Source organism: Cupriavidus sp. TMH.W2 (assembly GCF_050847365.1).
Taxonomy (GTDB): domain Bacteria; phylum Pseudomonadota; class Gammaproteobacteria; order Burkholderiales; family Burkholderiaceae; genus Cupriavidus.
In genome coordinates, this window is the sequence record NZ_CP193793.1 from 2,617,684 (window position 1) to 2,631,208 (window position 13,525).

14 protein-coding genes are annotated in these 13,525 nt (G+C 64.1%); 5 read left to right on the forward strand and 9 right to left on the reverse strand.

What is annotated here, in order from left to right; translation table 11 throughout:
* Nucleotides 1-14: 14 nt before the first annotated feature.
* Nucleotides 15-791: an enoyl-CoA hydratase gene (locus ACREYQ_RS29295; RefSeq protein ID WP_432261461.1), complete on the forward strand. Its 777-nt coding sequence runs from the start codon at nt 15-17 to the stop codon at nt 789-791.
* A 13-nt stretch (nt 792-804) separates the two neighbouring features.
* Here ACREYQ_RS29295 and ACREYQ_RS29300 read toward each other — a convergent pair whose 3' ends face one another.
* Nucleotides 805-1,752 carry a LysR family transcriptional regulator gene (locus tag ACREYQ_RS29300; protein WP_432261462.1) on the reverse strand — a complete coding sequence of 316 codons (948 nt, stop codon included), beginning with the start codon at nt 1,750-1,752 and terminating at the stop codon, nt 805-807.
* 267 nt (nt 1,753-2,019) lie between these two features.
* On the opposite strand from ACREYQ_RS29300, the gene ACREYQ_RS29305 reads away from it, so the two are divergent.
* The 3 genes from ACREYQ_RS29305 to ACREYQ_RS29315 all read left to right on the forward strand — a co-directional run bounded on the left by ACREYQ_RS29305 (nt 2,020) and on the right by ACREYQ_RS29315 (nt 3,412).
* Complete coding sequence (locus ACREYQ_RS29305; RefSeq protein WP_432261463.1) at nt 2,020-2,445, forward strand: VOC family protein; 426 nt, start codon at nt 2,020-2,022, stop codon at nt 2,443-2,445.
* Nucleotides 2,446-2,531: 86 nt separating this feature from the next.
* Nucleotides 2,532-2,735, forward strand: a complete 204-nt coding sequence (locus ACREYQ_RS29310; protein ID WP_432261464.1) for a SlyX family protein — start codon at nt 2,532-2,534, stop codon at nt 2,733-2,735.
* 119 nt (nt 2,736-2,854) lie between these two features.
* Nucleotides 2,855-3,412 (forward strand): DUF1439 domain-containing protein, encoded by a 558-nt coding sequence (locus ACREYQ_RS29315; RefSeq protein ID WP_432261465.1) that lies wholly within the window; start codon nt 2,855-2,857, stop codon nt 3,410-3,412.
* 510 nt (nt 3,413-3,922) lie between these two features.
* Here the strand turns inward: ACREYQ_RS29315 and ACREYQ_RS29320 are convergent.
* From ACREYQ_RS29320 to ACREYQ_RS29355, 8 genes are all read right to left on the reverse strand, one after another.
* Nucleotides 3,923-5,164, reverse strand: a complete 1,242-nt coding sequence (locus ACREYQ_RS29320; protein WP_432261466.1) for an MFS transporter — start codon at nt 5,162-5,164, stop codon at nt 3,923-3,925.
* Nucleotides 5,165-5,172: 8 nt separating this feature from the next.
* Nucleotides 5,173-5,601, reverse strand: a complete 429-nt coding sequence (locus ACREYQ_RS29325) for a carbamoyltransferase C-terminal domain-containing protein (protein ID WP_432261467.1) — start codon at nt 5,599-5,601, stop codon at nt 5,173-5,175.
* A gap of 637 nt (nt 5,602-6,238) precedes the next feature.
* Nucleotides 6,239-7,303, reverse strand: a complete 1,065-nt coding sequence (locus tag ACREYQ_RS29330; RefSeq protein WP_432261468.1) for a SagB family peptide dehydrogenase — start codon at nt 7,301-7,303, stop codon at nt 6,239-6,241.
* 506 nt (nt 7,304-7,809) lie between these two features.
* Nucleotides 7,810-8,706, reverse strand: coding sequence for a DMT family transporter (locus tag ACREYQ_RS29335; RefSeq protein ID WP_432261469.1), 897 nt, complete (start codon nt 8,704-8,706; stop codon nt 7,810-7,812).
* 356 nt (nt 8,707-9,062) lie between these two features.
* Nucleotides 9,063-9,926 (reverse strand): NAD-dependent protein deacetylase, encoded by an 864-nt coding sequence (locus ACREYQ_RS29340; RefSeq protein ID WP_432261470.1) that lies wholly within the window; start codon nt 9,924-9,926, stop codon nt 9,063-9,065.
* Nucleotides 9,923-10,117: an oxidoreductase-like domain-containing protein gene (locus ACREYQ_RS29345; RefSeq protein WP_432261471.1), complete on the reverse strand. Its 195-nt coding sequence runs from the start codon at nt 10,115-10,117 to the stop codon at nt 9,923-9,925. The genes ACREYQ_RS29340 and ACREYQ_RS29345 overlap by 4 nt, the downstream gene beginning before the upstream one ends.
* A gap of 106 nt (nt 10,118-10,223) precedes the next feature.
* A complete protein-coding gene (locus ACREYQ_RS29350) occupies nt 10,224-10,562 on the reverse strand; it encodes a hypothetical protein (RefSeq protein ID WP_432261472.1) in 339 nt (112 codons plus the stop codon).
* 46 nt (nt 10,563-10,608) lie between these two features.
* Entirely contained in the window at nt 10,609-10,845 is a 237-nt protein-coding gene (locus ACREYQ_RS29355) for a hypothetical protein (protein WP_432261473.1), read from the reverse strand.
* Between the two features lie 203 nt (nt 10,846-11,048).
* Between ACREYQ_RS29355 and ACREYQ_RS29360 the strand changes: the two genes are divergently transcribed.
* Nucleotides 11,049-13,337 carry a patatin-like phospholipase family protein gene (locus ACREYQ_RS29360; protein ID WP_432261474.1) on the forward strand — a complete coding sequence of 763 codons (2,289 nt, stop codon included), beginning with the start codon at nt 11,049-11,051 and terminating at the stop codon, nt 13,335-13,337.
* Nucleotides 13,338-13,525 lie beyond the last annotated feature (188 nt).

Here is a 13,525-nt window from a genome sequence, read left to right on the forward strand (position 1 = left end):
CCACAGGGACCGACATGAGCGCACTTCAGCAAGAAGCGCACGCCGGCGTCGAGATCGACGCGCGCGGCATCGCCACCGTCACCATCCGCGAGGCGGGCTCGCTCAATATCCTCAGCACGCCGGTGATCGCATCGCTCACGCGCGCCATCGAAGCGCTGGCCGGCAATGACGCGGTCCGCGTGCTGGTGCTGCGCGGCGCGGGCGAGAAGGGCTTTGTCGGCGGCGCCGACATCAAGGAAATGGCCGCGCTGGACCGCGCCAGCGCCGAGATCTTCATCAGCGGCCTGCGCCGCCTGTGCGACGCGGTGCGCCACCTGCCGGTGCCGGTGATCGCGCGCATGCCGGGCTGGTGCCTGGGCGGCGGGCTGGAGCTGGCGCTGGCGTGCGATATCCGCATCGCCGCCGACAACGCGCAGCTGGGCATGCCGGAAGTGAAGGTCGGGATCCCGTCAGTGATCCACGCCGCGCTGATGCCGCGCCTGATCGGGAATGCGCGCACTGCATGGATGCTGCTGACGGGCGAGATCTCCGACGCAGCCGAGGCGCTGCAGTGGGGCCTGGTCAGCCGCGTGGTGCCGCTGGCGGAACTGGACCTGGAAGTCGAGCGCGTGGCCGCGCTGCTGGCCGGCTTCGGCCCGGTCGCGGTGCGCCAGCAGAAGCGCCTGCTGCGCGAGTGGGAGGATGCGCCGCTGGAAGTCTCGATCAACCACAGCGTGACCGAGTTCGGCAGCGCCTTCGACACCGGCGAGCCGCAGCAGCACATGGCCACCTTCCTGAACCGCAAGCGCTGAAGCGCGGCAGGGCTCAGGGCGCCGTGGCCAGCACGGCGCCGCCTTCGCGCGTGGCCACGACGCGCGGATCGTTGAACAGGAACTGCGCGAACGCCTCGGCAAACGCCGGCAGCTTGCCGTCGGCGCGCACGACCAGGTTCAGTTCGCGCAATGCCCACGGCTCGGCCAGCCGCACCCCCACCACGCGCGCCTCGCGCAGGGCCTGCGCCGCCACGCTGCGCGGCACCAGCGCCACGCCCACGCCGGCCTCTGCCAGCGACAACACCGCATCGAAGCTGTGCGCATGCAGCCGCACGTTGGGTCCCTTGCCCGCGCGCTGCGCCATGTCGCGCAGGAACAGGAAGTTGCTGCTGGCGCGGCTCATGCAGACAAAGTCGAAAGCCAGCGCCGCACCGAAGCGCACTTCGGGCTCACGCGCCAGCGGGTGGTCCGCGGCCACCGCAAGAATCAGTTCGTCGCGCGCGTAGCGCACCGAGCGCACGCCGGTGGCTTCGCCGCGGCTCTGGAAATCTCCGGCCAGGATGCCGACGTCGGCCTCGTGCGCCGCCACCGCCGCCAGGATCGACTGGCTCGCGCGTTCCTCCAGGTCGATGTTCACATCCGGATTGGCCAGCAGGAAGCGGCTCACGCTCGGGATGATGAAGCCGTTGAGCGAGCTGCTGTTGGCCAGCAGCCGGATATTGCCCTTCAGCCCGGCGGAAAAGCGCCCCACCTCGCCATGCATGCGCTCCACGCCAAGCAGCAGTTCGCGCACATGGACCAGCAGGGTCTCGCCGGCCGGCGTCAGCCCCATGCCGCGCGCGGTGCGCACGAACAGTGGCGTGCCCATCGCATGCTCCAGGTTCTTCAATCGGTAGCTCGCCGCCGAAGCGGTGATGTGCGTGGCCGAAGCGCCACCTGACAGGCTTTGCGCATCGGCAATGGCCTGGAACAGGCGCAGGTCGGTCAGTTCGTAACGCAAGGCAACTCCGTTTGGGCCGGGCAGGTCGAAAGGTTTGGCGATTGGCAAGGTCGCGGCCATTCTAGTGCAGTACCGTGGGCATCGCGCCCGCACTCCCGCCCCGGCCACGGTCCTCTCGATTGATGTGGACATCGTCCATTTTCTTTGCTAAGGTATTGTGGACGGCGTACACAAGAGCGTCCGCCAGTTGCCAGCGCGCCACCTGATGCGCGCGCCATGCCGATATCCACGGGCCGCCCAGGCGGCGGCTCACTTACAGGAGTTGTCATGCAAGTCCAGCCCTATCTGTTCTTCGAAGGCCGTTGTGATGAAGCGGTCGAGTTCTACAAGAAGACCCTCGGCGCCAAGGTCAACATGCGGATGACGTTCAAGGAAAACCCGGAAGCCGACAAGGCCAGCCCGGGTTGCCAGCCCGGCGCCGGCACGGAAGACAAGGTCATGCACCTGGAATTCCAGATCGGCGACAGCATCATCATGGCCTCTGACGGCCGCTGCTCGAACCAGCCCAACTTCCAGGGCTTCGGCCTGTCGATCAACTACCCCGACAAGGCCGCAGTAGAAAAGGCCTTTAACGCCCTGAAGGAAGGCGGCCAGGTAGTGATGCCCCTGGACAAGACCTTCTTTGCCGAACAGTTCGGCATGGTCACCGACCGCTTCGGCATCATGTGGATGCTGCTGACGGCACCGAAGTAAGCAAGACCTGACGCGGGTTTCCCGGCAGCGGCGCGCCCCTTGAGCGTATGGGCTTACAATGCGCCGCCTGCCGGAGAAACCTAGCCATGGACGATCGCATCAACGAACTCGAAATCAAGCTCGCCTTCCAGGAAGACCTGCTTGATACCCTGAACAGCACCGTGGCCCGCCAGCAGCAGCAGATCGACCTGCTGCAGGAGCAGTTCCGCGCGCTGTACCAGCAGGTGCGCAGCGCCACCACCACCGCGGCCGAAGCCGACCCCCAACAGGAAATCCCGCCGCACTACTGACCGGCACGGCCAGCGCCATGCGGCGCCGTTGCCGATGTGACGGAACGCGGCCCGTCCAGCGCGGTCTGACAGGCTGACTCCATCCAAGGCGCCGCCTACAGGCGCGCCCGATCCGCCACATGCGTCTGAACCCCTCCCTGCTGTTTGCCGCTGCCTGCATCACCGCTGGCGCGTCCTCGGCATTTGCCGGCTACAACCTCTGGACCGGCGAATACTCCCTGAGCCGGCAGGAACTGCAGACAGCGCTGGACAAGCGTTTTCCCGCCACGCTACGCTACGCCGAAGTCGTCAGCGTGCAGCTCAGCCACCCCCGGCTGGTACTGGACGAAGCCAACAACCGCATCACCACCCACGTCGACGCACGCCTGACCAACGCCCTGCTGCCCTCGCCGCCGGTGGACGGCAAACTGGCACTGAACAGCGGCGTACGCTACGACCCGGCCAAGCGCGCGGTGCTGCTCGACAACCCGACGGTGCAGCAGGTGGAAGTCGCCGGCATGGGGCAATACCGCGAACAGCTCAACGCCATCGGCGCCGTGGTCGCGCAGCAGTTGCTGAAGGACTATCCGGTCTATACGTTCAAGCCCGAGGAACTGCGCTTCGGGGGCAAGGACGTGGAGCCCGGGGCGATCACCGTGGGCAAGGATGAGGTACGGGTGGAGGTGAAGCAGCGGTAGGCATAGCCCGGGGCACGTCGTCCGGGTACTGACCTACATCAAAGTCTGCTGTCGGCGGGTACAGAAGAATGTGAACTTCTTCCATTTGGCCCCTGGGACAAAGCCGGAGTCGATTATTGGGGGTAATCGCTTGTAGCCGTTCTCGGCCACATTGCATTGCATCCATTTTCGAAGCAGTTCGCCCTAACGCCGAACAGCGCCGCGCAAGTCCGGCTGAGGCAATCAATGATGCATGTCGGATCGCAAAGGCCGCCCGAGGCTGCCATGCCGGAAGAGCTGTTGACAATTCCGGATCTCCATCGGCTGGTAGCCCTGCTGGGCTGTCCATACGACATTGATGCTCACTACGACCAGCAAGGATTCTGGGCCATAAGTTTTACAATCGGTGGCCGCTGCTACGGGCTTAGTACTGTGCGTCGAACACGTCGTAGATGGCGCCAACTTGAGCCGGTCCTTGCGTTCTTGCATGAGCAATGTCGCGACTATCGCTCGGTCCGATTGCACACTCCTTCATGGACCTTCTGCGGAACCGCTTGTGGCGGAAACGTGTGTGGGACTCTGCCGAGAGCGGGCAACCAAGAGCAGTCCAACAATCGCAGCGACGCTTCCACTGGTCACGAATACCAAGGGGATCCCTAGCCGCTGGGCCATTGACGCGCCGAGAAGCGGGCCGAGCACAAGAGCCGCCAACTGCACGCTTCTTGCAGCAGCACTGATATTGCCAATGTACTCCTGAGGACACTGCTGCTGAACTGCGACGCCAAAGCTCATTGCACTCAATCCATAGAAGCAGCCATTTAGTGCCCAAAGTACAAGCAGAAGCGAAGCCGGAATAGCTACGTCCTGGCTTGCGAGTATGCCCGGCAACAAGACTGTGAGCCCGAAACCGGCCAGGCCTGTGGCGGCCAAGCGTTGCCCATGGCGGACGTAGACCCTTCGGAATATCAACGCCCCGCAGAGTCCCCCTCCAGCTGTGCAGCTGACTATCAGGCCGAAGGTAGATGCCGGCATGACTTGTCCCCTCAAGAACAAGGTCAGCAGCGGATCGTAGAGCCCCAGAACCGCGCTGAGAAGCACAACAGAGAAGAACGCAAACCGAAATTGGATGTTCTCGCGCAATAGGGCCAATAGAGCGCCGAATTGACCTGCCTTACCCGCGGCGCGGCGCGTCGCATCAACCTTGTGCGAGCAAGGCAGTAGCCAACACAGGCATCCGATTCCAAAGAATGCGAGAATTGTCGACAACCACAATCCCGATTCCGGTCGAAACAAGCCTGTCATGGTCGCCGCAACCAGCGGAGCCGAAATCTTGGTGAGTTGATCGACTGCTGACATGATGCCCGCATTCTCCACGGCCTGCTCTCTGCTAAGCATGCTACGGATAAGCACTTGCTCTGCAGGCATGGCGCCAACATTGGCCAAGCCCTTGAGGAGCACCAGGACAACAAAGATGTGAACGTTCGGGGCAAAAATAAGCAGCCCTGAAGTGATGGCGCGGGCCAGATAGCTGCCGATTAGCATGTGAACTGGGTTGCTTCGGTCTGCCAATGACCCGAGGTATGGCCCCACAATCAGTCCGGGAAGACCATACAGCGCAGATGCCAATCCGACGACCATGGCCTCGGCACGCCATTGAAAGGAAAGCAGAGAGAAGATCAGCGTGAAATCCAGCCAAAGAACAATGGCGCTGATCGCGCGTGCTGCGACAAGGGGCCTGTACCCCGCCACCGAAGTAAGGTTGCGCTTGTTCATCCGTCAACTCACATCCGGTCTGAATCCCGTCTAAAGAACGTGCCATCAATGACAAAGCCATCCAGGCCAGTCTCTGACGCATAGGCGACAAGGTCAGAAGTTCTATTGATAAAGCCGGCGCCGTTGAAATTCAGCGAGGTGTTGCACAGTACGCCGACTCCGGTTACCGCCTTGAAGGAGGAAAGGAGCCGGTGCAGGCTGGGGTTCTGCCTCGCATTGACTGTTTGCACTCGAGCCGAACCATCAACATGCGTCGTCGCATCCAAGTACGGTGATCTCACTCTTGCAAAATGCAGCATATAGGGGCTCGGATATGGCAAGTCGAAGTGCGCTCGCATATCCTCTTCAAGACAAACTGGAGCAATCGGCCTGAAGGACTCTCGCTTCTTTATTGCGTTCAATCGATCCAGCATCGACCGTTGGAACGGTGCAGCCACGATAGACCGATTTCCCAGAGCCCGCGGCCCCATCTCCGCTCCTCAGGTCCGGGCTCTACCGTATCTTCATATGCTGCCAAGGCCATCAGCTTCCCCGCGTCGCCCAGACGGACGTGCCCCGGGCCCAACGAAAATGACGGATCCGCAACTGCATACGTAAAGGCATAGCGAATGCCGGGCGCCACCATGGTCTCAGCAAGGTGGGTAATCCCCATGCTTCCATCAATCTCATAGAAGGACCCTATGCGCCCTTCCCAGATTAACGCGTAGCACGGCTGCCCTTGAGGATACGGTGCGAGTGCATACGCGCATAGCAGATGAGAGCGCTCATGCGAAGAGGTGACAAGTCGGATTCGATGCCCTAGCAGCGAGACATGCGAACTCTGAGGATCTTCGAGCCCAAAGTATCCCCCTCCCACGGAGCGGCCCGCGAAATCCGAGTCTGTCGCCCATCCACTGATAACCAACGCATCGGGAACTCCACAGACATACTCCAGTGCATGCACAATGCTTGAAGAATCCAAAGGCGCATAGCGCCTGCCTGAGTCCTTCTCTGCCTCGACCGAGAATGCCAATCGCCCATCGACAACGTATGCCAGGCTGCCGTCATGCCCCGGTTTTGCCGCTAGCAAGCGCATCAATGCTCCTTCGCGGACAAGCAGCGTACAGCTTGCAGGGCCTCACGCGCCACCGGACCATAGCCATTACCGGCACCCAGAAAGAACATGGCAGATCCCCGATCCGTGTCTAGTTCAAGAAGCTTATTTACCTCGTGATCGATGAAATAGCCGGTTAGCCATGACTGAATCTCGCGTGCAGTGCAGACAAGTTGGAACGTTTGCGCGAGGCAGCCTATATCCAGCAAAGCGACACGATAAGCACGAGAGTGCGGGTACTTCCACCACATCTTGTCGAAGCGGGATGTCACGAAGATCCCATAGGACAAGTCGCTGGCAAATGTTTGGGCGCACAGCAGCCTCCCAAGCATGCTCCTCTGGAAGCTGTCGTGTATGAGACTTAACTCGTGCTTGTGAGAACGGTAGTGATAGATGCCAGGTTCGATTCCGTCGACGTTCATCGCCACGAGGTAAGCCTCGCTGGGGTGTAGCGACCCACCAGACGGAGACGTCCTGCGATAGCCGATTGGCATCAGGCCAAGCTCTTCCAGATCGCCCCGGGTGTCCCCGTGGACGGTACCGAAAGTTGCCCAGAGCGCCATAGCAACCTCGGACACATGGAGCGGGGATCCGTCGAAATCCCTACAAGTTTTCCGATTGCGCAGCACGTTTTGCAAAGTGGCCTCACCGATGCGGCTCAAGTCTGTCCGCGGCAAAGCAATAACGTGACCGTCCCTCTCAACCTTCAACTCTGGAATCTTGCTTACGATGGAAGCGCAGTATTCAACGTAGCCGCGATAAGCGTCCTCTTCCGGGAGCGCCTCATCGCACCGCAAGCCGATCTGCGTTCCGACGTGGAACATACGAGAAAGGCAATCCCATCCCCAGCTCCCGGGATCGGCCCACTGCGTACAGCCGGCGGCCTGCAACGCTAAATCAATGGCGTCATCACGCGCTGCCTCTCCTTTTGATAACTGTAGCAGCCTGGTCAGGTGCTGTAGATCAATCTCGAACTGCTCATGACTTACGTAGTTCCACAGCACCAGCTTGCCGTCTATCACGCGAAGAAAGACAGAAGGCGTCATTTTCCACCTCCAAAACAGATGATTATGGACAGTCGGCCCCAGCGGGGCTACTCCAACGCCGGGGCCAATGCGTCAGATCTGGCGAGGCATCATCGGCGCGGAGTAGACGTTGTTGTAAGCATCGTTCGACTGAAATGACAGGCTGGGTTCAAGCGAAATCTTCTTCATGACAACTCCTTGTAAGCGCAGCAAGATCACTGCCCAACCAGCTTATTAATCAGGCACACAATTAACAATAAAATAATTCAAAATTATATCCAATATCCACAAAAATTTATTAATTAATTACTATGATTTAAAATGCTCTGCAGATTTTGATTTTTCAATATGTTTTTTATTTAAAAAAACAAAATACATAATCTGCAATTTGCTTCACGATTTGATGAGCGAATCTTCACACCGCGCTCTGATAACCATGTCCGGTGCAATCACAGAACGGCTCCGCAGGCGCAGAACTGCGCCACGCCCTGGGCTGGCCGGGATACGACGCGACTCTCTTATGGCGTTCAGTCGCCACCCCGAAACACCACCCCCAACCCCGCCAGCACCGCCCCCATCCCCGCCATCGCCAGCGGCGCCATGCCGTTGCCCAGCAGCAAGTAGTCAAGCACCGCCGTGCCCGCCGGCACCAGGTAAAACAGGCTGGTGACGTTGACCAGGTTGCCCGCCCTGATCAGTCGGTAGAACAGCAGCGTCGCGCCGATCGAGATGACCAGCGCCAGCCACAGCAGGGGCGCAGCGAAAGCCAGCGAGGCATCGAAGGCGAAGGGCTGGAACGGCAGGCACAGCAGGCAGGCCGCCAGGCTCGCGCCGTACTGCAGCGGCAGCACTTCGGCGGGCGCGCGCGTGATGCGCTTCTGCAGGATCGCGCCGACGGTCATGCTGGCGAGGGATGCCAGCGCGCACAGCACGCCCGCGAGCGACAGCCTGGCCAGCAGCAGGCTGTCCGCCACCACCATGGTCAGCCCTGCGAGCGCAAGGGCGAGGCCCCCCAAACGAACGGCGCTGAAGCGCCGCTCGGTCAGCAGCAGCGTCAGCATCGGCTGGGCGCCGAGCACGGTGGCGAGTACGCCGGGTGTCATGCCGTGGTCCAGCGCGAGAAAGTAGAAGGCGGAATAGCCGCCGATCAGCAGCAGGCCGGTCAGGGCCGTGTGCAGCCGCTCGCCGCGCGGCGGCAGCAGGCGGTGCCTGGCCAGGCCGATCGCGCCCAGCACGGCGCAGACCAGTGCGAAGCGCAGCGTCAGCAGGGCGAAGGGCGTGGCGTGGTCGAGCGCCAGCCGGGCGGCGATGGCGCCGCTGCTCCACAGCAGCACGAAGAGGGGCGTGGCCCAGGCGGAGGTGGTGGCGGTGCGCGTGCCGGTGGCGGCGTCGAATTGCGCCGCGCAGTCTTTGTCGGTCGTCATGGATGTCATCTGTCGTCAGCTTGGCAGGCTCCGGCGATGCGCATCGGCATGCGGCCAGGCACGGTGGCAGGCGCGCACAGGCGTGCGGCCGCCGTGCGCGCAGGCACACGGATGCGGAACTACCGGAGTTAAGTGAGGCTGGAGGGCGTGCCCGTCAGCCGCGCGGCGGCGGCGGGTGCGCACCGCCAATGACCGGCGGCGGCGCGACAGATGTGAACGCAGGCTGGCGACGCACACATGGCAACCCGCGGCCCGGGGGCGCGGCATTGACGGGGCGTTGGCGGTCTGCGGTCATGGTGGGAAGCGGAGACTTCGAAGAAGCAATCTGGCGATGCTATGCCTGTGCGGCGGTCGCGTTAACGGGGTTCTGATGCGCCCCGCTCCAGCCGTGACACCAGCGCATGCAACGTCGGTGCGCAGCCGGCCTCCACCTTCAGCGCGAGCATCGCATCGGCCCGCGTGGTGCCCAGGTTGAGCGCAGCCACGGGCTTGCCCATCTGGCCGGCCCAGACGCAGAAGCGGTAGCCGGAATAGACCATCAGCGACGAACCGACCACCAGCATGGCGTCCGCGGCTTCCAGCGCCGCGCGCGCGGCATCGACGCGCGGGCGCGGCACGGATTCGCCGAAGAACACTACGTCGGGCTTGAGGATGCCGCCGCAGCGCCCGCACTCGGGCACGCGGAACTGGGCGAACAGCGGCGATTCGAAATGCACGTCGCCGTCGGCGGCGGGCTCGGCGATCACGTCGCGCAGCGCGGCGTTCTGCGCGAGCAGCCAGTCCTGCAGGCCGGCGCGGTCATGGCGTGCGCCGCAGTCCAGGCAGATGGCGTTGGCCAGGCTGCCGTGCAGTTCGATCACGCCCTCGCTGCCGGCGCGCTGATGCAGGCCGTCGACGTTCTGCGTGACCAGCGCCGTTAGCCGGCCGTGCGCACCCATCCGCGCCAGCGCATGGTGCGCATCATTGGGCCGCGCCTGCCACGCCACCGGCCAGCCGAGCATGCTGCGCGCCCAGTAGCGCTGGCGCCCAGCGTGCGAGCCCAGGAAGGCCTGCAGCGTGATGGGCTGCGAGCGTTGCCACTGGCCGCGTGAATCGCGGTAGCCGGGAATGCCGGAATCGGTGCTGATGCCGGCACCGGTCAGCACGAACAGGCGCGGGTGGCGCTGTACGAAATCAAACAGCGCGGATGCCGCAGGGAACGGTTGCTGCGGCGCGCTCAACTTGCCGGATCCTCCGCGTGGCGCGCTTCCTGGCGCGCTTCCCACGCGCGCAGTTCTTCGCGGTAGCGGTCCATCTCCTGGTAGTAGTAATCGAAGATGCAGGGATCGCAGCCGGAACCGCAGCATTCATCGTCGCCGGGCCGCTCTGGCGGCACGGGGCGGGGATCGTCGGGGGAAGAACCGGGGGGCACTTGAGACACTTGCTGAGCGCGCAGACAGCGCAATGGCGGACCAGCCACCAGTATATTCTGGCCCGCGCGCCGATGCCGGCACCGCCCCGGATGGGGGTGGCGCCCCTCAGTGCCTGAGCAGCACGTCGCCGACCGGGATCACCAGCGCCGTGCCGGACAGGCAGGCGATGTCATCCTCGGCCAGCCAGCGCGACACCAGGCTGGCCAGGCGGGCGCCGATGCGGGCCAGTTCGGGCGCATCGGCCAGGTAGACGGCATCGATCACGCTCTGCTCGAACAAGAGCGCCGCGCTCACGCGGCAGCGGCCGGGCGAGCCGGCCGGCTCGGCCTGCCAGCTGACTTCCACCTGGCTGTCGCCGTCGGGGCTGAAGCCGCGGCGGTATTCGGCCGACATCGGAAACAGCCGGCAGGTATGCTCGCGCGTCCACTCGACCAGGGCAGTCATGGCGATTCCCCCTCTGGCGGGGCAGCCTGCCCGCCGGTGCGCCGCGTCAGCGGCTCAGTACATGGTAGAGCCAGTCGTGCGCGCGCGCTGGCACGCCCAGCGCACTGGCATCGATGCACCGCCCCTGCACGCGCAATGCGCCACCGTGCAGGGCATCCACCGCCGACTGGGCATCGGGGTATCGCCCCATCACGCCATTGCCCAGCATCAGCATCCAGTCCTTCTCGCGGGGAATCAGCGTGAGCTGCCCCGCGGCGGTCTGGCAAAAGAAATAACCGTACATGCAGTCCCCAACCGCCTTGCCTCTGTCCATCCTAGTGTACGGCGCAGCAGGGCGGCGCGCCGATCTGAATGCTTCCGAGGCGCGTGATGAATTGTTTTTGCCGGATGGCAGGCACAGGACCGGCGCGCCACGTTTTGCCCGAAGATAGCCGGACCTCCCGCCGCGGCAGTCCACCCTTGCCGGACTGCAAACCCGACCGAGCCATGAAGGCTGCCCCCTCCCATCGCTTGCGCGACCTGTTCGTCCTTGCGGCCCTGGCCCTGGCTGGCGGCATGGTGATGGCTGCAGACCCCGCCCCTGCAGGGCCGGCGGTCTCCCCTGCCATCGACCACGCGGCGTCCGCCACTGCGCTGCCTGCCGCAGGCGCTCGCCCGCGCATCTGCCTGGTGCTGTCGGGCGGCGGCGCGCGCGGCGCGGCCCATATCGGCGTGCTGAAGGTGCTGGAGGCGATGCGCATCCCAGTCGACTGCATCGCCGGCACCAGCATGGGTTCGCTGGTGGGGGGCGCCTATGCCACCGGCATGGGACCGGCCGAGATGGAGCGGCTGGTCAGCGGCCTGAGCACCGACAAGCTCTTCAAGGAACGGCCGCCGCGCCAGGACCTGACCATTCGCCGCAAGCAGGACGACTTCACCAACCTGCTCACGCCGGAGATCGGCGTGCAGTCCAGCGGCCTGCTGCTGCCCAAGGGCGCGGTCTCCGGCGTGCAGCTTGAGACCGTGCTGCGCCAGTTGGCCAACGCCCCCGGCTTCCGGGATTTCGACCAGTTGCCGATTCCCTACCGCGCGGTGGCGACGGACCTGGTGGCGGGCACGCCGGTGGTGTTCAGCCAGGGCGAGATGGCCAATGTAATGCGCGCCAGCATGTCGGTGCCGGGCGCGGTGGCGCCGGCCGAGTACAAGGGCCGGCTGCTGGTCGACGGCGGGCTCACCGACAACCTGCCAGTGGACGTGGCGCGCAACATGGGCGCCGATATCGTGATCGCCGTGAACCTGGGCACGCCGCTGATGAAGCGCGAAGAGCTGACCTCGATCATCGGCGTCACCGGCCAGATGCTCAACATCCTGACCGAGCAGAATGTGCGCGCGTCGCTGGCGTCGCTGCTGCCCACGGACGTGCTGATCGAACCCGCGCTGGGCGACTTCTCAGCGACCGACTTCGACCACCTGCCGGCCACCATCCCCATCGGCGAGGCCGCCGCGCGCAAGGTCGCCGACCGCCTCGCACCGCTGGCGCTGCCGCCGGCGCAATACGCAGCACTGCGCGCCCGGCAGCAGGCGGTGCCGCCGCCCGACACCCGCCCGGTGGATGAGATCCGGCTGGCGACGCTGCATCGCGTCAACCCGGACTACGCCACCGCGATGATGCGGACCAGGCCCGGGCAGCCGGTCGACCAGGCCACGCTGGACCAGGACATGCGCCGCCTGTTCGGCACCGGCGACTTCGAGCATGTCAATTACAGCATCCTCGAAGAGCCCGGCAAGCGTGTGCTGGCGGTCAACGCGGTGGAGAAATCGTACGGCCCCGACTACCTGCGCTTCGGGCTGGGGCTAAGCTCGGACTTCCGCGGCGATGCGTACTTCAACCTGGTGGGCAGCTACCGGCGCACCTGGCTCAATGCGCTCGGCGGCGAATGGCGCACCGATGTGCAGGTGGGCCAGACCTCGGCCCTGACCAGCGAGTTCTACCAGCCGCTGGATACGCGCCAGTACTTCTTCATCGCGCCGCGCATCGAAATCGAGCGGCGCCCGGTCAATATCTTCCAGGGCAGCACGCGCATCGCCACCTATGACCTGCGCCGCTTTGACATCGCACTGGACGCCGGCAGCCAGTTCACCAAGTACGGCGAGCTGCGCATGGGCGTGCAGACCGGCACGGAGAATGCCAGCCTGAGCACGGGCCCCGAGGCGCTGTCGCCGGGCCCGGGCAATATCCGGCGCGGGGCCATCACCGGGCGGCTCTTTTTCGACCAGCTCGACAGCGTGGACTTCCCGCGCTCCGGCTATTCCGCCGGGATGCGGATCTACGCCTCGCAGCCAGGGCTGGGGGCCGACCAGGCCTATGTCAAGGCGCAGGCCGACGGCATCTATGCCCACTCGTTCGGCGACCACACCTTGTCGTTCGGCTTCAGGGTCGGCGGCAATCTCGGCGGCAAGGAGCTGCCGCGCTATGACCTGTTCCAGTGGGGCGGCTTCCTGCAGCAGTCGGGCTATTCCACCGGCCAGCTGCTGGGCGGCAACATGCAGTTTGCGCGGCTGGTGTACTACAACAAGCTGGTGCGGCAGACCCTGCTGCAAGGCGTCTACGCCGGCTTTTCGCTGGAGGCGGGCCGCGTGGGCGACCCGCTGGTGCCGGGAAGCCCGACCGGGCTGCTCAAGTCCGGCTCCCTCTTCCTGGCGCTGGACAGCCCGCTGGGCCCGCTCTACCTGGCCTATGGGCGCGCGGCGGCGGGCACCTACAGCTTCTATCTGTACCTGGGCAAACCGTTCTGAACCGGCCAGCATAAGCACCCACCAAATGTACACCAACCGTACCCCACCAACGTTGTATGTAATGTCTTAATTCAAAGGTCTATACTTTGCCTGTCACCAAGACCCCTCTTGAATGACGACCTTCCCCGGTCGCCGCTCCCCAGCGGCGACTTTTTTTTGGGCGCCGGTTTCGCAACGGCGCGCCTAAA